Source organism: Agrobacterium sp. fls2-241-TYG-188a (assembly GCF_030209845.1).
Genome location: NZ_JARVRD010000001.1, coordinates 1032376 through 1054683, shown reverse-complemented (window position 1 = coordinate 1054683; position 22308 = coordinate 1032376). Strand labels below are relative to the sequence as shown.

General features: G+C 56.8%; 15 protein-coding genes. 9 read left to right on the top strand and 6 right to left on the bottom strand.

All coding sequences use genetic code 11. From position 1 onward, the window contains the following. Window positions 1–17 precede the first annotated feature (17 nt). The 4 genes from QRN85_RS04525 to QRN85_RS04510 form a co-directional block, all read right to left on the bottom strand. Window positions 18–1370: an HlyD family type I secretion periplasmic adaptor subunit gene (locus QRN85_RS04525; RefSeq protein ID WP_062588112.1), complete on the bottom strand. Its 1353-nt coding sequence runs from the start codon at window positions 1368–1370 to the stop codon at window positions 18–20. A gap of 4 nt (window positions 1371–1374) precedes the next feature. Continuing rightward, the gene (locus QRN85_RS04520) at window positions 1375–3522 is read right to left on the bottom strand and encodes a type I secretion system permease/ATPase (RefSeq protein ID WP_284757098.1); all 2148 of its coding nucleotides are present in this window, start codon (window positions 3520–3522) and stop codon (window positions 1375–1377) included. Between the two features lie 21 nt (window positions 3523–3543). After that, window positions 3544–5556: a hypothetical protein gene (locus QRN85_RS04515; protein WP_284757099.1), complete on the bottom strand. Its 2013-nt coding sequence runs from the start codon at window positions 5554–5556 to the stop codon at window positions 3544–3546. A 160-nt stretch (window positions 5557–5716) separates the two neighbouring features. Then, entirely contained in the window at window positions 5717–6685 is a 969-nt protein-coding gene (locus QRN85_RS04510; protein WP_284757100.1) for a fibrinogen-binding protein, read from the bottom strand. 849 nt (window positions 6686–7534) lie between these two features. On the opposite strand from QRN85_RS04510, the gene QRN85_RS04505 reads away from it, so the two are divergent. The 3 genes from QRN85_RS04505 (at window position 7535) to QRN85_RS04495 (ending at window position 10565) form a co-directional block, all read left to right on the top strand. Beyond that, a complete protein-coding gene (locus tag QRN85_RS04505; RefSeq protein WP_502870746.1) occupies window positions 7535–8311 on the top strand; it encodes a helix-turn-helix domain-containing protein in 777 nt (258 codons plus the stop codon). 160 nt (window positions 8312–8471) lie between these two features. Further along, window positions 8472–10223, top strand: a complete 1752-nt coding sequence (locus QRN85_RS04500) for a methyl-accepting chemotaxis protein (protein WP_284757101.1) — start codon at window positions 8472–8474, stop codon at window positions 10221–10223. Between the two features lie 108 nt (window positions 10224–10331). After that, a complete protein-coding gene (locus tag QRN85_RS04495; RefSeq protein WP_062588103.1) occupies window positions 10332–10565 on the top strand; it encodes a DUF2171 domain-containing protein in 234 nt (77 codons plus the stop codon). 73 nt (window positions 10566–10638) lie between these two features. Here QRN85_RS04495 and QRN85_RS04490 read toward each other — a convergent pair whose 3' ends face one another. Beyond that, window positions 10639–11808 carry an acetyl-CoA acetyltransferase gene (locus QRN85_RS04490; RefSeq protein ID WP_284757102.1) on the bottom strand — a complete coding sequence of 390 codons (1170 nt, stop codon included), beginning with the start codon at window positions 11806–11808 and terminating at the stop codon, window positions 10639–10641. Window positions 11809–11873: 65 nt separating this feature from the next. Further along, window positions 11874–13493 carry an ABC-F family ATP-binding cassette domain-containing protein gene (locus QRN85_RS04485; protein ID WP_062588417.1) on the bottom strand — a complete coding sequence of 540 codons (1620 nt, stop codon included), beginning with the start codon at window positions 13491–13493 and terminating at the stop codon, window positions 11874–11876. 149 nt (window positions 13494–13642) lie between these two features. Between QRN85_RS04485 and QRN85_RS04480 the strand changes: the two genes are divergently transcribed. The 6 genes from QRN85_RS04480 (at window position 13643) to QRN85_RS04455 (ending at window position 22289) form a co-directional block, all read left to right on the top strand. After that, on the top strand, window positions 13643–14458 hold the full coding sequence (locus QRN85_RS04480) for a MurR/RpiR family transcriptional regulator (protein ID WP_062588099.1): 816 nt from the start codon (window positions 13643–13645) through the stop codon (window positions 14456–14458). Between the two features lie 115 nt (window positions 14459–14573). Beyond that, the gene (locus tag QRN85_RS04475) at window positions 14574–16499 is read left to right on the top strand and encodes a bifunctional 5-dehydro-2-deoxygluconokinase/5-dehydro-2-deoxyphosphogluconate aldolase (RefSeq protein ID WP_284757248.1); all 1926 of its coding nucleotides are present in this window, start codon (window positions 14574–14576) and stop codon (window positions 16497–16499) included. Beyond that, window positions 16496–18319 carry a 3D-(3,5/4)-trihydroxycyclohexane-1,2-dione acylhydrolase (decyclizing) gene (gene iolD / locus QRN85_RS04470; RefSeq protein WP_284757103.1) on the top strand — a complete coding sequence of 608 codons (1824 nt, stop codon included), beginning with the start codon at window positions 16496–16498 and terminating at the stop codon, window positions 18317–18319. Before QRN85_RS04475 ends, iolD begins: the two co-directional genes overlap by 4 nt. Window position 18320: 1 nt before the next feature. Next, window positions 18321–19220 (top strand): myo-inosose-2 dehydratase, encoded by a 900-nt coding sequence (gene iolE, locus QRN85_RS04465; RefSeq protein WP_284757104.1) that lies wholly within the window; start codon window positions 18321–18323, stop codon window positions 19218–19220. Between the two features lie 16 nt (window positions 19221–19236). Continuing rightward, window positions 19237–20046, top strand: coding sequence for a 5-deoxy-glucuronate isomerase (gene iolB / locus QRN85_RS04460; RefSeq protein WP_284757105.1), 810 nt, complete (start codon window positions 19237–19239; stop codon window positions 20044–20046). A 425-nt stretch (window positions 20047–20471) separates the two neighbouring features. After that, on the top strand, window positions 20472–22289 hold the full coding sequence (locus QRN85_RS04455; RefSeq protein WP_284757106.1) for an ABC transporter ATP-binding protein: 1818 nt from the start codon (window positions 20472–20474) through the stop codon (window positions 22287–22289). Window positions 22290–22308 lie beyond the last annotated feature (19 nt).

The window sequence follows — 22308 nt, the reverse complement described above, 5'->3', positions numbered from 1 at the left end:
ACGGCCTTACGTGTCCGTCAACGCTCCTTGAAGGCGCGCGACATGCTGTCTGCAATCGGCTTGGTCAGATACTCGAAGAAGGTGCGCTCGGATGTCTGGATCAGCACATCGGCGGGCATTCCGGGAACAGGATGAAAGCCGTGAACCTTTGCAATTTCCGCATCCGAAATCTGGACCCGGACAATGTAGACATCCTTGACCTGCATCCCGGCATTTTCCTCGATACTGTCTGCCGAGACATAGAACACCTTGCCCTCCAGCACCGGGGTCGTGCGCCGGTCCAATGCGGAGAGGCGGATGGCTGCGGTCTGCCCCTCATGCAACTGGTCGATGGATGTCTTGAGTACTTGAGCTTCCAGTATCAGTGGAACATGGGCGGGCAGAATTTCCATGATGGGTTTGCCAGTCGTGATGACCCCGCCTGCCGTATGATAATAGGAGCGAATAACGGTGCCGTTGACGGGCGAGCGGATAACCGTTCGCTCCAGCACCTGCGATGCTTCGCGCAATTGCTGCCGCACACCGTCCAGATCGGCTTCAGCCGTTTCCAGGGCGTCCAGCGCGGCCTGCTTGCTGGAATTGATGGCAATGATCGCTTCCTGGCGGAACTTTGCAATTTCGGCTTCGCTCTGGTTCATTTCGCCGTCCAGACGCGAAATATCGCCCATTGCGTCGGCGATGGCGCGTTCAAGCGCCAGCATGTCCGTCTTGCGGATCACCCCGTCCTGCGCAAGCTTGGCCTTGGAGTTGCGTTCCTGCTCCAGCAGTGATTGCTGGCGTTCGAAGGATGCTTTCTGCCCCTGGTAACCGGTGAAGCGGAAACCGAGCGACTTGATATTCTTTTCGACGAGATTGAGCTGTTCCTCAAGCTTGATCTGCTTGCTGTGGAACACGACATTCTGGCTCTGGATGATGGCGTTGACATCAGGGTCGCTGGCTTCCGCCATCACGATTTCAGGCACCTTGAACGTCTTTTCGCCCTGCGCCTCTGCCCGCAAACGTGAAACGATGGTTTCAAGCCGAAGTCGCTTGAGATTGATCATCCGTTGATTGGAAAGCGCTGCCGTCTTGTCGAGCACCACAAGAACATCGCCCTCTTTTACGACCTCACCTTCGCTGACCATCATTTCCTTGATGATGCCGCCTTCCAGATGCTGGACGATCTTGTTGTTTCCTGTCGCCACGAAGCTGCCCTGGGCGATGATGGCCGAGGCCAGCGGCGCTGTTCCGGCCCAGTAACCAAATCCACCGAAGGAGGCGAAGAGAACGGTGAGCCCCGTCAGGCTATAGGTGCGGATGGAGCGGGGCACATCGCTGTACCACTCCAGCTGACCGGTTTCGGGCTGTTTCTTTTTGCTACCGAAAATCATTGCCTTATCCCTCTATCTGCGAAGATTGGCCGTTCTGGGGACCGCGATTGCCGGAAAGGGCCTTCAAGACCTCCATCCGCTCGCCGAACATCGCGACCGATCCGTCTTTCAAAATCATGATCTTGTCGACGCACTGAAGGAGGGCAGGGCGCTGGGTAATCGTTACGGTGGTGATGCCTTGAGTCTTGGCGTGCAGCAGGGCTTTCGCAAGGGCTTGCTCACCCTGTGTGTCGAGGTTGGAGTTAGGCTCATCCAGCACTACGAATTTGGGGTCGCCGAAGAATGCGCGGGCCAACGCTATGCGCTGCTTTTGCCCGCCGGATAGCGGTGCTCCGTCAGCTGCCACGACGGTTTCGTAGCCCTGCGGAAAACCTGCAATCAGTTCATGCACATCGGCCAGCACAGCGGCTTCGTAAATCTGGCGGTCTTCGACATCGTCGCGCATCCGGCAGATATTGGCCTTGATGGTGCCGGGAAACAGCTGAACATCCTGTGGCAGATATCCGATGCTTTCCCCGAATTGCCGCTGGTCCCAGTTGCGCAAATCCATCAGGTCCAGGCGGACATTGCCCGATGTGGGAAGAATGGAGCCGACCAGCATCTTGCCAAGCGTTGTCTTGCCGGATCCCGAATTGCCGATGATAGCCAGAGACTCGCCCTTCTTGAGTGAGAAGGAGATACCGTTGAGGATCACCTTTTTCTGTGGAGGAGGCACAAAGAGGATGCGCTCCACATCCAGACGTCCTTCCGGATTGGGCAGCCGAAGACGGGGGAAATTCAAGGGAGAATTGATGAGGAGTTGCTTGATGCGGCCATAGGCAGAAGCGGATTTGTTGAACTGATGCCAGCCTTCGATAGCGCCCTCGATTGGCGCAAGCGCTCGGCCCGAGACAATGGAGGCCGCAATCACCATCCCGCCCGTCAGTTCTCCGGCGAGCGAAAGATGCGCTCCCCATCCCAGAAGGGCGATCTGGGTAATCATGCGGCAGGCTTTGGAAACGCCAGAGAACATGATGTTACGGTCCTGTGCCGAAACATGGGAGCGTAGCGAGCCTGCGGTTTCTCGCCCCCACATCTTTACGGCTTCCGGTATCATGGCGAGTGCATTGATGATCTGCGAATTGCGCGACATGGAGTCGAGGTGAAAATTTGCGCGGCTGACGAAGCCATTGGCTTCCGCGAAGTGCTTTGCGGTAAACTTCTGGTTCAACCACGCAATGATGAAGAGCACCGCGCAGCACGCCATGATGATGATGCCCAGATGCGGATGGACGAGATAGACGACCAGCACGAACAAAGGCATCAGCGGCGCGTCGAGGAACGCGATCAGCGTTCCCGAGGTCAGGAATGAGCGAAGCTGCTGCAGGTCCTGCAGTGTCTGGTAATCCTTGCCGCTGCCGTGCAGGGATGCCCGTGCAGCAGCGCTGAGAATGGGTGCGCCGAGTTGTACCTCCAGCTCCACCGCTGTCCGCATCAGAATGAAGCGACGGATGGAATCCATGAAGGCCTGCAACAAAACCGCGCCTATGACGGCAATGGTCAGCATGACAAGCGTGTCCATGGACCGGCTGGTCAAAACGCGGTCGGAAATCTGGAAGAGATAAAGGGGGATCGCGAGCAGCAGAATATTGATGGCGATCGTAAACAACATGACGATGACCATGTTGCGCCGAACAGCGGCGATGCCCTTTGCCAGACTGGCTGCAAAATTTACCGGTTCGCTGCGTTTGTGAAAGCCGTGCCTGTTTCCACCGCCGCCACCGCCACCTCCACCGCCGAGATCGGGTTCCTTGCCGTTGCCGCCCCCACCGGTGGTCGGCCTTCGTTCGTTTTCGCGGATCGGCCCATTGTCGTTTTCAATGGTTTTGATGAAGGGCAGATCCGGGCTGGATTTGAGATCGATTTTTTCGGCGGGTGCGTCGCGCATCGTCGGTTCACTGACGGCGGGCGTCGTCTCGGCAGCAGAGGCTTTCGGTTCATCTCCTGCTTCGTGCTTTGCCGTCGCTGCTGAAAGCTGGCGCAGATTATCGACTGCTTCGTTGATCGCTGCGATGCAGGCGTCGGTCAGGTCGCTTTCGACATCACCTTCCCGTTTGCCGGAAAGGTCGAGAATGCGCCCGTTCTCGATCTTGTTTCTTGAGATATGATCCATGTTTCAGTCCCCCAGAGCCTGTCAGGCGACAGCTGTTTGCATGACATCGACGGGATGGGCCTGCGACCAGGAAAGGTCGTGCCCCGCATTGATGACGGTCTCTGCAGGTTGATCTGTTGCGCTATCGTCGTGCAGAAAGGCGATGACTTCATTGGCCAGGGCTGCCGTTTGCCGCGGCGTCCCTTCGTTGTCGATAAGTCCGCCCTGTATCAGCACCGCGTCCGAATAGAGTTGCCCACCGACATAGGTCGAGCCGCCGAAACTGTCGTAGTCGGTGATCTGGGCGATGTTGATAACGGCATTGCTTCCGGTGTCGATACTGATGGAAGCGCCCTCATTGTCGGCGAGTAACTTGGCCGCAGCCTGTGTCACATCGTCGGAGTCGCCCAGCACGCTGACCTGTTTGACATAGGTGACGTCATAGAGATTGCCGCTGATATAGAGGACGTTCAGTCCGGCATAACCGGCGAAATTGGCATCGGTCGCCAGCCCGTCCGGCATGTTCGGGTCTCGCTCGTTGATCGCCTTTGCCGTCTCGACCATATAGTCCGGCATGTCCTCGAAACGATCATTGGCGCCGACATTGTGGATGGTCGCCTCGTTCCACAGCAGGTTGTTGCTCGACTGGACCGTTGCGCCTTCCGCGGCGCCGGACAGTGCCCGTACCGTGTCATTGTCATAGAGGATCGCTATCTGCGCGATCATATTCATGTCGAGGACGTTGCCGCCAACAATCACGAGGTCATATTGAAGACCGATGCCGAGGAAACTTATGAGATCTATTGCCGCGTTGCCGCCGGTCAGAACACTTATGTCGACACCGGAAGTGGTCACGGTGATGGTGTCGTTGTCGGATACGAAATGATATTGCTCGATCCAGTGGACGAAGGAGACATCTCCCTCGACATAGCTCACGCGCCATGCTGTCGGGAAGATCGGTTCGCCTTCAGCGCTTTCTGTCTCGCTTGTGTCGGAATCCGCGCCGAGATCGGTGCGCTGGAAGTCTGCAATATTGTTCGCGACGGTCTGCGCATGATTTTCCTGGGTGAAAGATGCGTCTATGTCGTCATTGTCGCTGTAAACATATGACTGGGTGATGGCGTCGATCTGATGGTAGTCGCCCATCACGGCAAGGACCGGGGTCATGACACCCGTATTCACCACCGACACGATATTGGCGACGACATTGGCCCCGGCCTCCACTTCCAAGCTGTTTCCCGCTTCGGCCTCGCTGTGCTGCGGTGTGTCGCTTTCTTCAGGCTCCGCTGCCGGTTTGGCAAGGCCGCGATCAGGCATGTAATCGTCGACGTCAGGCAGCTCATCCACCAGCTGTCCGTTGACATAGGTTCCGGTCAGGGAATGGTCGGCGATGACGACGTCCTGGTCTGCGCCTGTGTCCATGGAGGAGACATGATTGTCTCTGGCATGGGTAATGAAGTCGTGCGCATCCTTCGCAATGGCCTGCAATCCTTCATAGGTGTCGGTGCGGTGATGGTCTGCGAAAGGCGTAAAGCGACCCGCATCATCGTAAAATTCCATCGTCCGTTCTGTCACGAATGTCGTGTCGCGTGGGGCGCGAGGCGTATCGGTCATGTTGAGATCGTCATCGTCTTCAAGCAGTGTCATCTGGGAGACGTGCGCGATGACGGAGCCCGGCCCCGTGTAAACGACGAGCCTGGGCTGCTCTTCCAGTTCGTCGAGCTGGCCAGGCATCTGGTAATGGCTGCCGACAAGGTCCTGATCGCCATTGCGCGAGAGCATGCGCATCGCGTCATCGAAGGACATTGCGTGTCGGGCGCGGCCGCCCATGAAATCGAAATCGCCAGCGCGATATTTCACGCCCGGATCGAAATCCTGGAGCTTTGTGTCATCGATTAGAAAACCGGCCGCGACATCGTCAGACGGCGGAAGCACCGCATCTGGACGCAGGCCAGTACCTTGCATGTAGTGCGCCCTCATGCGTGCTTCATCGATTTCCATGTCGAAAAAGCCGATGAAATGGGCGATCATGTCGGAAATCTTGTCGGTATACATGCTGTGTCCCTCCTCTTCAGCCCCGGAGCGACAATGCCATCACCGTGTGCGCCGGTCTGGCGTAAGGGGGTGTTGTCATCCGCGGGGATTGCCGGCTGTCCAAACCGGAAACTGCACCGGCGCCAGCCGGTGCAGTTCTTGCCATCCAGAGAGTAGGGGCTCAGGAGCCCGCGTCTTCGCCTACACTGTCCGAGTTGCCCCCGATGACGCTGCCTTCGAAGGAGTTGGTAAGAAGGTTTGCACCCTGTACCAGTTCCAGATGGTAGCCGGAGTTTGCCAGGATCGAGGAAGCGTTTGCGTTGCTGCTGCCTGCAGCATCATCGCCGGCCTTGAGATCCCAACCCTTGCCGTCCATGTCCATACCTTCGGCGCCGTGCGCTGTGCCGCCGGTGGTAGTCAGGTCGTTCATGGCGTCCTGGTTGTTCATCTGCACGTTGTAGGCCGAGTCCTGGTCAGCAAGGTGGCTGGCCTGCACAAGGCTGAATGCCGAGTCGTTTCCATCGCCGTTCAGCGAGTTGTTGAGGATGTTGTCGACATTGAGCGAGAAGGAGAAGTCATCGCCAAGATTGAACGCGATGTCACCGCCCGCAACGCCAAGATTGCCGATGTCCTTGACGTCTTCGATGGTGGCGAAATCATCATCAGACTTCGAGAAGCTTTCGTTGAAGCTGTCCGTCGTCGTCTTGGTGTCGGTATCGGCACTCGAATAGCTGGACGTCTTGGTGTCCGTGTCTGTGTGCGTGATGACGGTCGTGTCGTTGTCGCTATAGGACTTGCTGTCATAGCTCCAGTCGTAGTCGGTCTTCACATTGGTGTCGGCGTCGTTGATGTTGGTCGTCTTGTTGTTCGAATTCGTATCGTTGTCGCTGTAGGTATTGGTCTTGCTGTCGTAGTCCCAGTCGTAGCTGTTGTCGCGATTGTCGCCATTGTCGGTCGCGACCTGGATCTTGGCGTCGACGTCGAGGCTCTGGCTGTTGTCCGTGTAGGTGTTGTCGCGGTTGCCGCCGTTGCCAACGCCGACATTGCTGTCGTCCACGTCACTGTCATTGGTGGATGTGTTGGCAAAGCCTTCGGAAAGTGCGCCGATCTTGGTGATGTCGTCGCCAGCTGGCTGTGGATAATTTCCCATTTCAATTCCCTCCGAGAAAGTTCGGAGCAGCTTTCGAAATCCCTCTCATCTCAAACGGGATTTTATTCGCGCTTACTCCGAGTGTTCATCCAATGCAGACGTACTTCCAACATTTCGTCTGCGGTGAGCGGCCCGCTTGTCAGGCCGTGGTTTTTTGGGAGATGCACAAGACGCGGTTACGAACATGCGCATATCCAGTTCCGCAGTCGGCAAGACTGCAGAGTGTCAGGTCTGTCTGTTTGAGTACGTTGTTTTCGGCCTGCCATCCGGACGCAAACACAAGGGATGATCGGGTCGAACCGGTTGCTGTCAGTTGCAACGGCGCTGAATGTGTCCGAGATGCGGAAAGGTTTCCAGTTGCTAAATGGGATTAAGCAGAGAGGGATGCGGCTGCGTGCATCGGGGATGCTAATTAAATTGCGTAGGTTGTTGCACGTTGGTTGAAGGTTTCCCGTTCAGACCCGACAAACGTCAACCTGGCGGGTTAAAAAATGCAATGAGGTATTCAGAAACCGCGAAAATTTTCAGAATAAAACTCAACCCTAGTTAGTCTACGTCGTCACAAGCAAAATCGATGGATGTATAAAAACCCATCTTTATTTGCGTTTTGCCAGAAAAAGCGAGTAAATCCATGCGTCATATTCGTCCGGATATGTTGCTTCCGATTCACTAATCCGTTTGGGCAATTTATTTTAGTGTTTTTTTGTATTAGTTCTTATGATTAATAAATAACTAACGCATAATAGCTTAGCTCGGAGAAGTGGAAACGCTCATTCAGCAAGGTATTCCACACTCTCGGCGCGCTTGTGAAAGAACACAGTATCTGCGTAACGCTCGAGGGAGGCGTATATGTTCATGGTCGCATCACGCGTACTAGACGGAAAGAGCAGCAACAGTGCATTGGGGGTTGGCGGGAAGATCATTGTCGTTGCCAATGCGGATCTTTTTTCCGAATGTCTCGTCGAGGCATTAGCCAAGAAGTTTCCCGCCTGCAACGTCATGTCCTCGCCTTTTTCGGCGCCTTTGCCGGACATACCCATTGGAGATGTCAAGCTTGTTCTCATCTACAAGCTCTCGGGAACACAGCTGGAACGAATGCTGACGGAGGTTCGCACCAAGCACCCCGATGCACAGATCGCCCTGGTGATCGATGCGATAGAGATGATCGAAGGATACCTCAAGCAACTGGTGGGCACGCGCATCATAGACGGCGTTCTTCCACTCAATCTGCGGCTTGATGTCTTCATGGCGGCGGTCGACCTTCTGATAAAAGGCGGTGAGCACTTCCCATCGGCTTTGCTGGGGAAACTCACCTCTGGGCCGGAAATATCAAGCCGCACCGTGCAGGATACACCATCGATCGTTGCCAATCGTGCGGATGCGTTGGCGGCCCGCAACAATGAGTTCTGCGCTTTGACGACGAGGGAGGTGCAGATACTCGACCTGCTCTGCAAGGGAACGCAGAATAAGATCATAGCCGACCGGCTGCATCTTTCCGAAAATACCGTGAAGGTTCATGTCCGTAATATCTACAAGAAGATGAATGTGAGAAACCGGACTGAAGCTGCTTCACGATTCTTCAACAAAGAAGCAATGCAAGGCAGTGGAGATCGATGGAAAAACTGAGGGCATAAAGTAGCCACGCAGCGTGGGTGTATCGTTAACTATCGTCTTGTAAGAAATATTAACTCTGTTTCGGATTTCAGCTTTGACGCGAACTTAGATTTACCTGTCGTTTTATAAATCCGTCTAGCTTTTCCGCACAACACAAGATCGGAAAACGACGATGAATACCATGCTGCGGCAAAAAGAGACCTTCAAGATCGATCGGCAGGCCGAATTCAGTGCCAAGCTTTCTGCCGCGCACGCGAAAATCGAGAAGAAATTTCTTGATGGCGGAGCGGTTCTTGTCTCGGTGATGGACATTCTCGGCAATCTTATCGGCATTCTCGACGGGATGACGGGAACGATCGACGGAAAGATGGCCCGCGACACGCTTGAAGGCCTGCGTCAGACCATCAACGATCTGGCCCAGTTGCCAAAAACGGAAGAAGAACGCCAGGCGGCGTTCAACAATCTTGCCGATATGTGTTCTCTGACCGGAGAACATATTGATGAGATCCATGAGACGATCAGATATCTGAAGACCTTCGCTGTCACGGTTAAGATCACCGGTGCTGGCCTTACGGAATTTGCCGGATTTGCTGATGAAATCCGCGAACGTATACAATCCGGTTCGGACGAAGTCGGTCGCTTTGCCAAAAATCTCGAAGAAATGCATCAACAGTTGATAAAGGCGCGGTCCTTTTCAACAGACACGCTTTCCGATTTCCATTCGACCATTCCGCAGATCATCGAAAGCCTCAATGAGAATTCAGGGCTGATCGAAAAGCAGCATCGCGAAATGGCCGATATCGCGGCACAGGCCAAAAAGATTGCACAGACGGTCCAGGGCAAAATTGGATCTGTCCTGTCCTCGCTGCAGATTGGCGACATTACGCGTCAGCGTATCGAGCACATTCAAAGCACGCTAGAGATGCTTGAGGAATTCGCCTCTTCCAGTGAAGGTAAAGCGCTTGACGCAGCGGAGCTTGCGGTTCTGCAGGAAGCCGTCCTGCAGCTTGCAGGTGCCCAGATGGATGAGACCGCCGCTGATTTTCACCGGGATTGCTCCAAGATTTTTGCCAGCATTTCCAGCTTCGCGGATGATGCTGCCCGGATTTTGTCTTTACGTGACGAGCTGATCGACAAGACCCGCAACGGTGACAGCAACATTCTGGCTCTGATGGAGAAGGGCATTGTCGACGCCACCAATCTTGTCGGTCGCGTCCAGGGCAGCAGCGCTGATGCAGACGATGTCGTCATGTCCGTCACCAATAGCGCCAAGGAACTGTCGCGCGGCATCGAGATCTTGCGGTCCATCAAAATCGACATTCACTATATGGCGCTGAACTCCAACCTGCGCTGTTCCAAGCTTGGCGATGCAGGGCGGTCTGTCAACGTTGTCAGCGGTGAGATGCGCATCTTTGCAGCCAAGCTTGAAACGCCCGCAGATGCGATCGTGGAAGAGCTGGAAAAGGTTGAGACAGCCACGGCGCAGCTCGCAAAAGGCGGAGTAACGACGGATATGGCATCGCCTCTGAATGAGGCTTTGCAGACCATCCGCCACGCCAAGTCACAGATGGACTCCGGCGTGGAAGCGCTGGCGCAAGAAGGGCAGGCGGTTTTCAGCCGTATCAGCGCCGCGGTCGTCACGCTTGATTTCGAAAGCGAGCTCGGCTCCACCTTCAATGAATGCTGCCAGATTGCAGCGCAGCTCTCGGAAGGTTTCGAGGCAGACGTTTCCCGGTTCTCGGACAAGATCGAAGGCTTTAGCCACCGCGTCTACAAGCTTTACACGATGTCGCAGGAGCGGGACATTCACGCGCGCTTCCTGCCGTCTCATGTTTCGAATTCATCTTCCAGCGCATCGGCCGTCTCGAATAGCCAGTCATCGGCGTCTGATGACGATGATCTTTTTGCCGACGCCCTTTTCTAGGCGACGGTGATCCTGCCGGACTAAGTCTTCGCGCGAAAAAACTGGAACGAAAACCGGGCATTTCCATTTCCTCCTCGCAAGTTGAAAAACACACAGGAGGAAACAGAAATGATTTCTGGTGACAAAATTCGCGAGCATATGGAAGTCCGTTCGGCTGATGGCAGCCACGTCGGCACTGTTGACCACATGGAAGGTCAGAACCGTATCAAGCTGACCAAGACCGACGCTGACGACGGCAAGCATCACCTCATCCCGCTTGATTGGGTCGACCACGTCGACGCCCACGTTCACCTCAGCAAATCTGCTGCGGATGTGCGCAGCGGTTGGGAAACAATGAACTAGTCTTGCCAGTTCTACCCCAAAATGCGGTCTTTGAGGCCGCATTTTTTATGCGCGGATTTGCGAGAAACTCGCCTCATTTGACGCGTTCCAGAATTGAAACGTAGTTGGCGACCGCCGTTCCACCCATGTTGAATACCCCTGCAAGGCTTGCATCGGGAACTTGCATATCACCCGCTTGCCCGGCCAGTTGCATTGCAGCCATGATGTGCATGGATACCCCGGTTGCCCCGATGGGGTGGCCCTTTGCCTTAAGCCCTCCAGACGGGTTAACGGGAAGGCGACCGTCCTTTCGCGTAATCCCTTCACGGACAACCCGGTGCCCTTCACCGGGCTTGGATAAGCCCATGGCTTCATATTCGATGAGTTCGGCAATGGTGAAACAATCATGTGTTTCCACCAGAGAGAGATCGAATATATCCAATCCCGCTTTTTCCAGCGAGGCCGCCCATGCGCGACGGGCTCCCTCGAAGGCAAGGGGGTCTCGATGGCTGAGTGCAATGATGTCATTGACCTGGGTGCGCGCCTTGAAGCCTATGGCGCGTTGCAGGGTGGCCGCTACCTCCTCATCCGCCAGAATGATTGAGGCTGCCCCATCGGAAATCAGGGAGCAGTCGGTACGACGAAGCGGGGCGGCTACATAGGGATTCTTCTCCGAAACCGTATTGCAAAACGCGAACCCGAAGTCCTTTTGCATATGGGCGAAGGGATTGCTGACGCCGTTGGCGTGGTTCTTCGCCGCAATCATTGCCAGCTCTTCGGACCGATCCCCATAGCGTTGAAAGTAGGTCTGGGCGATACGCCCGAACTGGCCCGCAAACCCGCCAGGTATATCGCCTTCCTCTGCGCGGTAGCTGGCGGAAAGCAGGATATCTCCAACCTGATCGGTCGGCAGCGCGGTCATTTTTTCCGCACCGACCACCAAGGCGATGCGGCCACGACCGGCTTCGATGAAATCCATGGCACTGTAGATGGCAGCGGAGCCTGTGGCGCAGGCATTTTCAAAGCGCACGGCAGGCGTATGCGCCAGCCTTTCGTCGCTCATGGCGACAAGAGCGGCCTGAAAATCCTGCCGGGAGAAGCCGTTGTTCATGACCCCGACAAAGATGCCATCGATATCGGTGACCTCTATGCCCGCATGGGCCACAGCCGGTGCCACAACGGAGGCCATGAGCTGCTCCGTATTCTCCAGCGGGGACTTGCCGAACTGTCCATGCGCCCAGCCGACGATCTGCGCCTTACCCATTCTTCTCTCCTCCCGAACCCTGCCACTCTCTCCAGAACAGGGCTTAGCGTTGAAGCATGGGTCAGTTATAGCAGCCCAGGAGCCTCCGCGCCTGTTCTTTCGACATATTCCGTGTAGCCGCCGCCATATTGATGAATGCCATCCGGCGTCAGTTCCAGCACGCGGTTTGAAAGGGCTGCCAGAAAATGGCGGTCGTGCGAGACGAAGAGCATGGTGCCTTCGTATTCTGCGAGCGCCTTGATCAGCATTTCCTTGGTGTCGAGATCGAGGTGGTTGGTCGGTTCGTCCAGTACGAGGAAATTTGGCGGGTCGAACAGCATGGCAGCCATGACGAGGCGCGCCTTTTCACCGCCCGAGAGAACGCGACATTTCTTGTCGACATCGTCACCAGAAAAGCCGAAGCAGCCGCACAGCGCCCGCAACGGGGCCTGCCCCGCCTTCGGAAACCGCTGCTCCAGCCACTGCAGGATCGTTGCTTCACCATCAAGAAGATCCATCGAGTGCTGCGCAAAATAGCCCAGCTTCACGCTTGCGCCGACATTGACGCTGCCGACATCGGGTTCGGCTGTTCCGGCAATCAGTTTCAACAGCGTGGACTTGCCCGCACCGTTGACGCCCATGATGCACCACCGCTCCTTGCGGCGGATCATGAAGTCCAGACCTTCGTAAATCGTCCGCTGGCCATAGGCCTTATGCACCTGCTTCAGCGAAACGACATCTTCGCCCGAGCGCGGTGGCGTCTGGAATTCGAAAGCAACGGTCTGTCTGCGCTTTGGGGGCTCTACGCGGTCGATCTTCTCCAGTTTCTTGACCCGGCTCTGTACCTGCGAGGCATGGGACGCGCGGGCCTTGAAACGTTCGATGAACTTGATTTCCTTGGCAAGCATGGCCTGCTGGCGCTCGAACTGTGCCTGTTGCTGCTTTTCGTTCTGGGCGCGCTGCTGCTCGTAAAAGCCATAGTCGCCGGTGTAGCTCGTCAGCGATCCCGCATCGATTTCGATGATCTTGTTGACGATACGGTTCATGAACTCGCGGTCATGCGAGGTCATCAGAAGCGCGCCGTCGTAGGTCTTGAGGAAGTTTTCAAGCCAGATGAGGCTCTCGATGTCCAGATGGTTGCTCGGTTCGTCAAGCAGCATGACGTCGGGCCGCATCAGGAGAATGCGGGCCAGCGCCACACGCATCTTCCAGCCGCCGGAGAGCTTGCCGACATCGCCATCCATCATCTCCTGCGTAAAGCTGAGGCCAGCAAGCACTTCGCGCGCGCGGCCTTCCAGCGAATAGCCGTCCAGTTCCTCGTAGCGGGCCTGAACTTCGCCGTACCGCTCGATGATCTCATCCATCTGATCCAGCTGGTCGGGATCGACCATCCGCGCTTCAAGCTCACGCAGCTCGGTAGCGACCGCGCTGACCGGGCCTGCCCCTTCCATGGCTTCGGCAACCGCGCTGCGCCCCGCCATTTCTCCGACGTCCTGATTGAAGTAGCCGATGGAAACGTGCTTTTCCGCCGCAACCTGACCTTCGTCCGGCATCTCCTCGCCGGTAATCATGCGAAACAGCGTCGTCTTGCCAGCGCCGTTGGGGCCGACGAGGCCGACCTTCTCACCCTTGTTGAGTGCTGCCGACGCCTCGATGAAGAGGATGCGATGGCTGGCGGATTTGCTGATGTTTTCGATGCGGATCATGGAGGAGTAACCGATAAGCTGGAGGTTTGGCGTCCCTATGCCATGCCGTGCCAATGCTGTCATCAGGTGAATCATCATGGAATGCTTGTGAAATATTTTGGAATGGATATTCCATATTGGCAGCAGTTCGGGTGAATGAGGGAGATGACATGAGCGCAAACGCAATTCCGGCCACGGTAGAAGCTTTTCAGGAACGTTTGTTGGAGGTGACGGACAGCCTGCCGAAACGTCTGCGTCAGTGCGCCGACTATGTCGCCGCTCATGCTGACCGCATTGCCGTTTCCACCGTTGCCGAGCTGGCGGAGAGTGCAGGCGTGCAGCCATCCGCCATCATGCGCTTCAGCCAGATCATGGGCTTTTCCGGCTATTCGGAGATGCAGCGCCTGTTTCGCGAGCATTATACCGGCGGTTGGCCGGACTATACGACGCGGCTCAGCAACTTGCGTGACAATGGAGAGGATGGCGGCGCCCTGTTGCTGGCTGAATTCGTCGATGCTGGCCGTGCATCGCTTGAAAATGTGCTGAAAACAGTCGATCCGCAGGAGTTCGAGACCGCGATCCGGGTTCTTTCAGAGGCAAATACCATTCACGTCGTCGGCCTTCGCCGGTCTTTTCCTGTAGCAAGCTATCTTGCCTATGCCTTTGAGAAGATGGGTGTTCCGGCCATGCTCCATGCATCGGTCGGACAATTGCACAATCAAAGCGCGATCCGTTACGGCGACGTGGTGCTGGCGATTACCTTCTCGCCCTACTCGGTGGAAACGATGGATCTCGTCTCGTCCAGCCTTGCCCGGAGAATTCCCGTCGTTGCGATCACGGATACAGCCGTAAGCCCGATGCGCAAGCTGGGGGCGACCATCCTTGCGGTGTCAGAGGTGGATTTCGGCGCGTTCCGCTCCCTTTCGGCAACATTATGCGTTGCGATCGCGCTGGCTGTCGGCGTGGGTACGCATCGCCAAAATTGAATATTTATGTTGAAACAGAAAAAAATGGAATTTATAGTCCAAAAATAGACTGAACGGAAACGACTGAGGAGCGTCGTTTCCAGTTCGGAACCCGCGTCAGCGCGATTGGAGGACGATCGTGAAAAAGCTTGATCTCATTACGATAGGCCGCTCGTCGGTCGATCTCTACGGCGCGCAGGTTGGCGGCCGGCTGGAGGATATGTCCTCCTTCAACAAATATATTGGTGGTTCCCCCACCAACATTGCGGCGGGCGGTGCTCGCCTGGGTCTGAAAACGGCCGTCATCACCCGCGTGGGCGATGAGCATATGGGCCGTTTCATTCGAGAGCAGCTGATACGCGAAGGTGTCGATACCACAGGCGTGAAGACCGACCCGGAACGCCTGACCGCGCTCGTCCTTCTCGGCATCCGCGACCAGTCGCAATTTCCGCTTATTTTCTACCGCGAGAATTGCGCAGACATGGCGCTCTGCGAGGACGACATCGATCCTGCGTTCATTGCGGATGCTGCTTGCGTCTGCGCAACGGGGACGCATCTTTCGCACCCGCGCACAGAAGCCGCCGTTCTCAAGGCTCTGCGGCTGGCACGTGAAGGCGGGGCAAGAACGGCGCTCGATATCGATTATCGTCCGAACCTCTGGGGCGTGGCCGGTCACGGCGACGGCGAGAGCCGGTTCGTGGAATCGCAGAAGGTCACGGCAAAGCTCCAATCAACCCTGCATCTGTTCGATCTCATCGTCGGGACGGAGGAAGAGTTTCATATTGCCGGTGGCTCTACGGATACGCTGGAGGCCCTGAAGGCCGTCCGCAACGTCTCGAAAGCCACGCTTGTGTGCAAACGCGGACCGATGGGCGCTGTGGTGTTTCCCGACGAAATTCCAGCCAGTCTTGATGATGGCGAGTCCGGGGAAGGCTTTCCGATTGAGGTTTTCAACGTGCTTGGCGCCGGTGACGGCTTCATGGCTGGCCTGTTTCGCGGCTGGCTGCGGGGCGAGGACTGGCCGACAACGCTGAAATACGCCAATGCCTGCGGCGCCTTTGCCGTGTCTCGTCATGGCTGCACGCCCGCCTATCCAAGCTGGGAAGAGCTTCAATACTTCTTCCGCACCGGCATTAAAAACAAGGCGCTGCGCAAGGACGAGGCGCTGGATCAGGTGCATTGGGCCACCAACCGCAAGGGTGACTGGAACACCATGCGCGTGTTCGCCTTCGATCACCGGATGCAGCTGGAAGCCATGGCGGATGAGGCGGGTGTCGAACATTCCAGAATCGGTGAGTTCAAGAAGCTGTGCCTGAAAGCAGCGCTTTATGTTTCCGGTAACGAGGCGGGCTACGGCATTCTGTGTGATAGCCGTCTGGGCCGTGACGCGCTTTATGAAGCCAACGGCACAGGTCTTTGGGTTGGGAGGCCCGTCGAATGGCCGGGCTCCCGACCGCTGACGCTTGAGCCGGAGCTTGGCCTCGATTTTGGCGGCTTGGGCGAGTGGCCGGCGACGAATGTCGTGAAGGTCCTGTGTTTCTATCATCCGCAAGACGCGCAAGAACTGTGCAAGCAGCAGGAAGATACCGTGCTGCGCCTGTTTCAGGCCGCACGCCGCAACAGGCTGGAGCTTCTTTTAGAGGTCATACCATCAAAGGTCGCGGTGGTTGACGATCAGACGACGGCGAGCATCATCGACCGTTTCTATGAGATCGGAGTGTATCCGGACTGGTGGAAGCTTGAGCCGATGAAAACCGAAGCCGCATGGAAAAATGCAGTCGACGCGGTCAAGCGCAATGACCCCTATACGCGAGGGATCGTTGTACTGGGGCTGGATGCACCACAGGCGGAGCTGGAGGAAAGTTTCAAGCTTGCGGCGGGCTTTGATCTGGTCAAAGGTTTTGCGGTCGGGCGGACGATTTTTGCGGATGCGGCGCGGGCGTGGCTTTCGGGCAGCATCAATGACGGGGAGGCGGTAAGCCAGATGGCCGACCGTTACAACGCGCTATGCCAGATCTGGGATAAGGCGCGGGCCGCCGGGAAAAAGGGAGAGGCAGCGTGACGACAATACGTTTGACGGCAGCGCAGGCGATGGTCCGGTATCTCGCCGCGCAGATGAACGAGCATGGCGAGACATTTATCGCAGGTGTCTGGGCAATTTTCGGCCATGGCAATGTCGCAGGGATGGGCGAGGCACTATATGGCATCCGCGATGAGCTGACGACCTATCGAGGCCAGAACGAGCAATCCATGGCTCACGCGGCAATTGCCTATGCAAAGCAGCTCGGGCGTCGCCGCGCCATGGCGGTAACATCCTCCATCGGCCCGGGTGCAACCAATATGGTGACGGCTGCTGCGCTTGCCCATGTCAATCGCCTGCCGGTCCTGTTTATTCCCGGAGATGTGTTCGCCAATCGCGGGCCAGACCCGGTGTTGCAACAGATCGAGGATTTCGGTGACGGCACGATTTCGGCCAATGATTGCTTCAAGCCGGTCAGCCGATATTTCGACCGCATCATGCGTCCTGAACAGCTTTTGACGGCCTTGCCGCGCGCCATGCGGACCATGACGGACCCGGCCGATTGCGGCCCCGTTACGCTTGCCTTCTGCCAGGACGTACAGGCGGAAGCCTTCGATTATCCCGTCAGCTTTTTCGAAAAGAAAATCTGGCATCAACGCCGCCCCGAGCCGGATCTTGGCGAATTCGAAGCAGCCGTTGCAGCCTTGAAATCCGCATCCCATCCGGTCATCGTTGCCGGTGGCGGCGTGCATTTTTCCGGCGCGACCGAGGCGCTGAAAAGCTTTGCCGAACGTCACCGCATTCCTGTGGTGGAAACGCAGGCTGGTAAATCTGCTCTTGCCTGGGACCATGATCTGAACTTCGGTCCGGTCGGCGTGACCGGTGCCGATAGCGCCAATGCCATTGCCGAGAAGGCCGATCTTGTCTTCGGCGTCGGAACGCGGTTCCAGGATTTCACGACGGGTTCCTGGGCTCTGTTCAAGAACCCTTCCGCCAGGCTTCTGGCGCTCAACGTTCAGCCCTATGACAGCGCCAAGCACAATGCCATCAGCCTGACCGCAGATGCCAGAGTGGGCCTTGAGAAGCTTTCCAAAGCCTTGGGCGACCACAGCTTTGAAGCGCCAGAGGCCGGTCTGAAGCAGGCATGGTTTGCCAAGGCTGACGCCGTGACGGCGGCGCCCAAGGATGGCAACAGCCTGCCCACCGATATGCAGGTGATAGGCGCTGTGCAGCGTGCATCGCGGGAAAATACGGTTGTCATGTGTGCTGCGGGCACCATGCCCGGAGAGCTGCACCAGCTGTGGAAGGCCAAGCTGCCGCTATCCTACCACATGGAATACGGTTTTTCCTGCATGGGCTATGAAATTGCCGGTGGTCTTGGAATCAAGATGGCCGAGCCCGAGCGTGATGTTGTCGTTATGGTGGGCGACGGCTCCTACATGATGATGAATTCCGAGCTTGCGACGTCTGTCGCGATGGGCGTGAAGATCACCGTCGTCATCACTGATAACAGGGGCTATGGCTGCATCAACCGGCTGCAGATGGGCACGGGCGGGGCTGAGTTCAACAATCTCTATGCCCACACCACCCATGCCAACCCCATTGCCATTGATTTTGCCGCTCACGCTGCCAGCATGGGGGCGGATGCCCGCAAGGTATCGTCGATTGCGGAACTGGAAGCGGCGCTGGCTGCTGCCCGCGAGGCCACGGTAACAACCGTCATCGTCATCGATACGGACCCGTACCCGACGCCCGACGCTGGCGGTTACTGGTGGGATGTTGCGGTGCCGGAAGTCTCCGCCCGCAGCGAGGTTAATGATGCACGCGCTGCCTATGAGGCGGCATTGAAGGAAAGACAGTAAGATGATCCTCTACGGCACCAACCCTATCGCCTGGAGCAATGATGACGACCGCACGCTCGGCGCGCATATCAGCCTCGACCAATGCCTGGACGAAACATCGAAAATCGGTTTCGATGGCATTGAAAAGGGCCACAAATTTCCGCAGGAGCCGGATGCGCTGAAGAAGGTACTGGAGCCGCGCGGCTTGCGCTATGTTTCCGGGTGGCATTCACTGAACCTTCTTACAAACTCTGTCGAAGACGAAAAAGCGGCTATGCAGCCAGCGCTTGATCTGCTGAAAGCAATGGGTTCAAAGGTCATCATCGTCTGCGAAACATCCAACGCAATCCATGGCGATGACGCTACGCCCGTCAACGACCGCCCCAAGCTTGCCGATGCGGACTGGAAGGCATTTGGCGAAGGCGTGGAAGCGCTGGCAAAGTTTGCCGCCGAACAGGGCATTGCACTCGTCTATCACCATCACATGGGCACGATCATCGAAAGTGAAGATGAGATCGATCGGCTGATGGACAATACGGGACCCCACACCAAGCTGCTGCTCGATACCGGCCATTGCCTGTTTGGCGGGGGCAACCCTGAAAGGCTGGCAAAGAAACACATGGCGCGCGTCGGGCATATCCACGCGAAGAATGTTCGCCCAGCCATCGCAGGTCAGGTGCGTGACGAGAAACTCTCCTTCCTCGAAGGCGTGCGACGCGGTGTCTTCACCGTTCCCGGCGATATGGAAGGCGGTGTCGACTTCCTGCCGGTGCTGAAGATTGCGGCTGAACATGGCTATAGCGGTTGGCTCGTTATCGAGGCCGAGCAGGACCCCGATGTGCGCAATCCATATCAATATCAGAGCCTTGGCTTCAAATCCCTTCGGGAATTCGCCAGGCAGGCCGGGCTAGACAAGGCCTGAGCAAAGGAGATGATCCATGGCTAATCTGTTGCGCAAACCTGTCGGCACCCATGGCAAGGTTCACGACATCACGCCTGAAAGCGCCGAATGGTGCTATGTTGGTTTTGGCCTCTATCGGCTGAAGCCGGGCGAAACGGCAGTTGAGGAAACGGGCGAGACGGAGGTTATTCTGGTTCTCGTCGAAGGCAAGGCCGAGGTTTCCTCCGGCGGCAAAGATTTTGGTGAGCTTGGAGACAGGATGAATGTCTTTGAGCGCAAGCCACCGCATTGCGTTTACATTCCAGCAGGCTCCTCCTGGTCGCTCAAGGCGACAAGCGATTGCACCATTGGCGTCTGCACGGCCCCGGCAAAGCCCGGCAGGGAGGCGCAGGTCATCGGTCCAGCAGGCATTTCGCTGAGTGAGCGCGGCAAGGGCGCAAACACCCGCTACATCTTCCCGATTGCCATGGAAGACCGGGATGTGGCCGAGAGCCTTCTCGTTACCGAGGTGTTTACACCCTCCGGCCACTGGTCGTCCTATCCTCCGCACCGGCATGACGAGGATAATTTCCCGGATATGACTTATCTGGAAGAAACCTATTACCACCGACTCAATCCCGCCCAGGGCTTCGGCTTCCAGCGGGTGTTTACCGAAGATGGCACGCTGGACGAAACCATGGCGGTTTCCGATGGCGACGTTGTGCTGGTACCGAAGGGGCACCATCCCTGCGGCGCGCCCTATGGCTATGAGATGTATTATCTGAACGTCATGGCTGGCCCCATGCGCAAATGGCGGTTCCAGAACCACCCGGATCATGACTGGATCTTCAAGCGCGACAATGGCTGAGCACAAGCCGCGCTCATCCGTCTGAACTGTTCGTGACGGCGCAGGCCCGGTATTTTTCGGGCTTGCAACGGACTTCCGACAGCTTTTGTGATCCATCGTAACCGATGGGAACTGTGGCAGCTTTGCCGCAGCTAGAGGTTTAGTTCCCGAAACCTAAAAATTCGGGTTGGCTTTTAAAGGCGCCTGCCTATTATGCCAGCTTCAACCTGAGCGAGGGAGGTTTCAAATGGCATATTTTTCCAACTCCCCGGTGGCCTCCGCAGCGCCCGCGCCCGCGGGTTCTCTGATCTGATCGAGAAACTCAGCCACAAACACCGATAATCCGGTCGTTTCTTTCAAGTTTTCCCCATCGTTTCGCGCCGCAAGCTCGCGCGGATTCCACACTAGATTCTTTCATGGGACCGGCCGCGTGCCGGATGCTATTCATGTCTTTTGGTTTGAAAATACGCCGGAGCAAGGCGTTTAGCACTGTTTTTCGTTTCTGTTGGTCGCATTGGCGCCAGCAGCCGGGCCGTGCCGGCTTCATGCTGTGCGCGGTGCTCATGTCCACACTTGCCGATGTGTTGACGCCCATGTTTGCCGGGCGGCTGGTGGATGCGGTCGTGTCCGGTTCCGGCAGTGATCCCGCTGCGTGGAGCAATGCAATCAACGCTTTCTATTGGCTGATCGGGCTTGCGCTTCTGGCTGTCATTTTGCGGCACGTCACCTTCATGACCATTATCAGCTTCACGTTGCAGTCCATGGCGGATATTGCCGCGAATTCCTTCCACCGCATCCAGCGTTTCTCTTCGGACTGGCACGCCAACAGCTTTGCCGGTTCGACAGTGCGCAAGGTCACGCGCGGCATGTGGGCGCTGGATTTGCTGAACGACACTGTTTTCGTGGCCCTGTTTCCATCCGTCGTCATGCTCATCGGCTCCACGGTGCTGATGACGTGGTACTGGCCGATGATGGGCCTGCTCGTGGGGCTTGGCTCGTTGCTGTTTGTCTGCATCACGGCCAGCATGTCGTTGGGCTTTGTCGCGCCCATGGCAAGTCTTGCCAATGCCTGGGACACACGCCTTGGCGGGTCTCTGGCCGATGCGGTGACGTGCAATGCTGTCGTCAAGGCATTTGGTGCAGAGGACCGTGAGGACAAGCGATTGGCGCGTGTCATGGGCAAATGGGAAGACCGGACCCGGCGCACCTGGACGCGCGGAACGATCAACGGCACGCTTCAAGCAGGTCTGCTCGGCATCATGCGGGCGGGTGTGGTTGGACTTGCTCTGTTGCTCTGGGCCGCTGGCAAAGCCAATGCCGGTGATATCACTTTCGTTTTGACATCGTTCTTCATCCTGCAGGGCTATCTGCGTGAAATCGGGATGCATATCCGCAACCTGCAGCGTTCGGTGAACGACATGGAGGAACTTGTCGAAATCCATGCGCAACCGCTCGGCATCGACGATGTGGCCAAGGCAAAAGCACTGGTCATCAATGAAGGACGGATCGAGTTTGATGGGGTGAGCTTCCATTATGGAAAGCATCTGGCACCGCTCTACAAGGACTTTTCGGTCACGATCAAGCCGGGCGAACGCGTCGGTCTGGTTGGGCATTCGGGCTCAGGTAAAACGACGTTCATCAAGCTTATCCAACGGCTGCATGACGTGAGCCATGGTGCGATACGCATTGACGGGCAGGATATTTCGCAGGTGTCGCAGATGTCGTTGCGACAGCAGATTGCCATCGTGCAGCAGGAGCCGATCCTGTTTCACCGGACGCTGGCGGAAAACATCGCCTATGCAAGGCCAAGCGCCACGCAGAAGGAAATCGAGAATGCGACAAGGCTTGCAAGTGCCCATGGCTTCATCTCGGCTCTGCCCAAGGGGTACGGCACACTGGTGGGCGAACGCGGCGTCAAGCTTTCCGGCGGAGAGCGGCAGCGGATCGCGATTGCGCGGGCGTTTCTGGCGGATGCACCGATACTCATTCTGGATGAGGCAACATCCAGTCTGGATTCGGAATCGGAAATGCTGATCCAGACCGCGATGGAGCGTTTGATGCTGGGGCGCACGACCCTTGTGGTGGCACACCGGCTTTCAACCGTGCGATCGCTGGATCGGTTGCTCGTCTTCGATCACGGGAAAATTGCGGAAGAGGGTACCCATGTCAGCCTCATCCAGAAAAAAGGCGGTATCTATCGCGGTCTGTTCGAGCGGCAGGCGCTGGAGTTGACGAAGGGTCTGGTGATGGATGTTGCCGAATGACGGAAAAGCTGCACGGCAC

Excerpts from the sequence above, each read along its gene's own strand:
- QRN85_RS04515 (WP_284757099.1), bottom strand. The coding sequence starts at position 5,556 with ATGTATACCGACAAGATTTCCGACATGATCGCCCATTTCATCGGCTTT.
- QRN85_RS04500 (WP_284757101.1), top strand. The coding sequence starts at position 8,472 with ATGAATACCATGCTGCGGCAAAAAGAGACCTTCAAGATCGATCGGCAG.
- iolB (WP_284757105.1), top strand. The coding sequence starts at position 19,237 with ATGGCTAATCTGTTGCGCAAACCTGTCGGCACCCATGGCAAGGTTCAC.
- QRN85_RS04480 (WP_062588099.1), top strand. The coding sequence starts at position 13,643 with ATGAGCGCAAACGCAATTCCGGCCACGGTAGAAGCTTTTCAGGAACGT.
- QRN85_RS04510 (WP_284757100.1), bottom strand. The coding sequence starts at position 6,685 with ATGGGAAATTATCCACAGCCAGCTGGCGACGACATCACCAAGATCGGC.
- QRN85_RS04525 (WP_062588112.1), bottom strand. The coding sequence starts at position 1,370 with ATGATTTTCGGTAGCAAAAAGAAACAGCCCGAAACCGGTCAGCTGGAG.
- QRN85_RS04485 (WP_062588417.1), bottom strand. The coding sequence starts at position 13,493 with ATGATCCGCATCGAAAACATCAGCAAATCCGCCAGCCATCGCATCCTC.
- QRN85_RS04505 (WP_502870746.1), top strand. The coding sequence starts at position 7,535 with ATGTTCATGGTCGCATCACGCGTACTAGACGGAAAGAGCAGCAACAGT.
- iolE (WP_284757104.1), top strand. The coding sequence starts at position 18,321 with ATGATCCTCTACGGCACCAACCCTATCGCCTGGAGCAATGATGACGAC.
- QRN85_RS04490 (WP_284757102.1), bottom strand. The coding sequence starts at position 11,808 with ATGGGTAAGGCGCAGATCGTCGGCTGGGCGCATGGACAGTTCGGCAAG.
- QRN85_RS04455 (WP_284757106.1), top strand. The coding sequence starts at position 20,472 with ATGTCTTTTGGTTTGAAAATACGCCGGAGCAAGGCGTTTAGCACTGTT.
- QRN85_RS04495 (WP_062588103.1), top strand. The coding sequence starts at position 10,332 with ATGATTTCTGGTGACAAAATTCGCGAGCATATGGAAGTCCGTTCGGCT.
- QRN85_RS04520 (WP_284757098.1), bottom strand. The coding sequence starts at position 3,522 with ATGGATCATATCTCAAGAAACAAGATCGAGAACGGGCGCATTCTCGAC.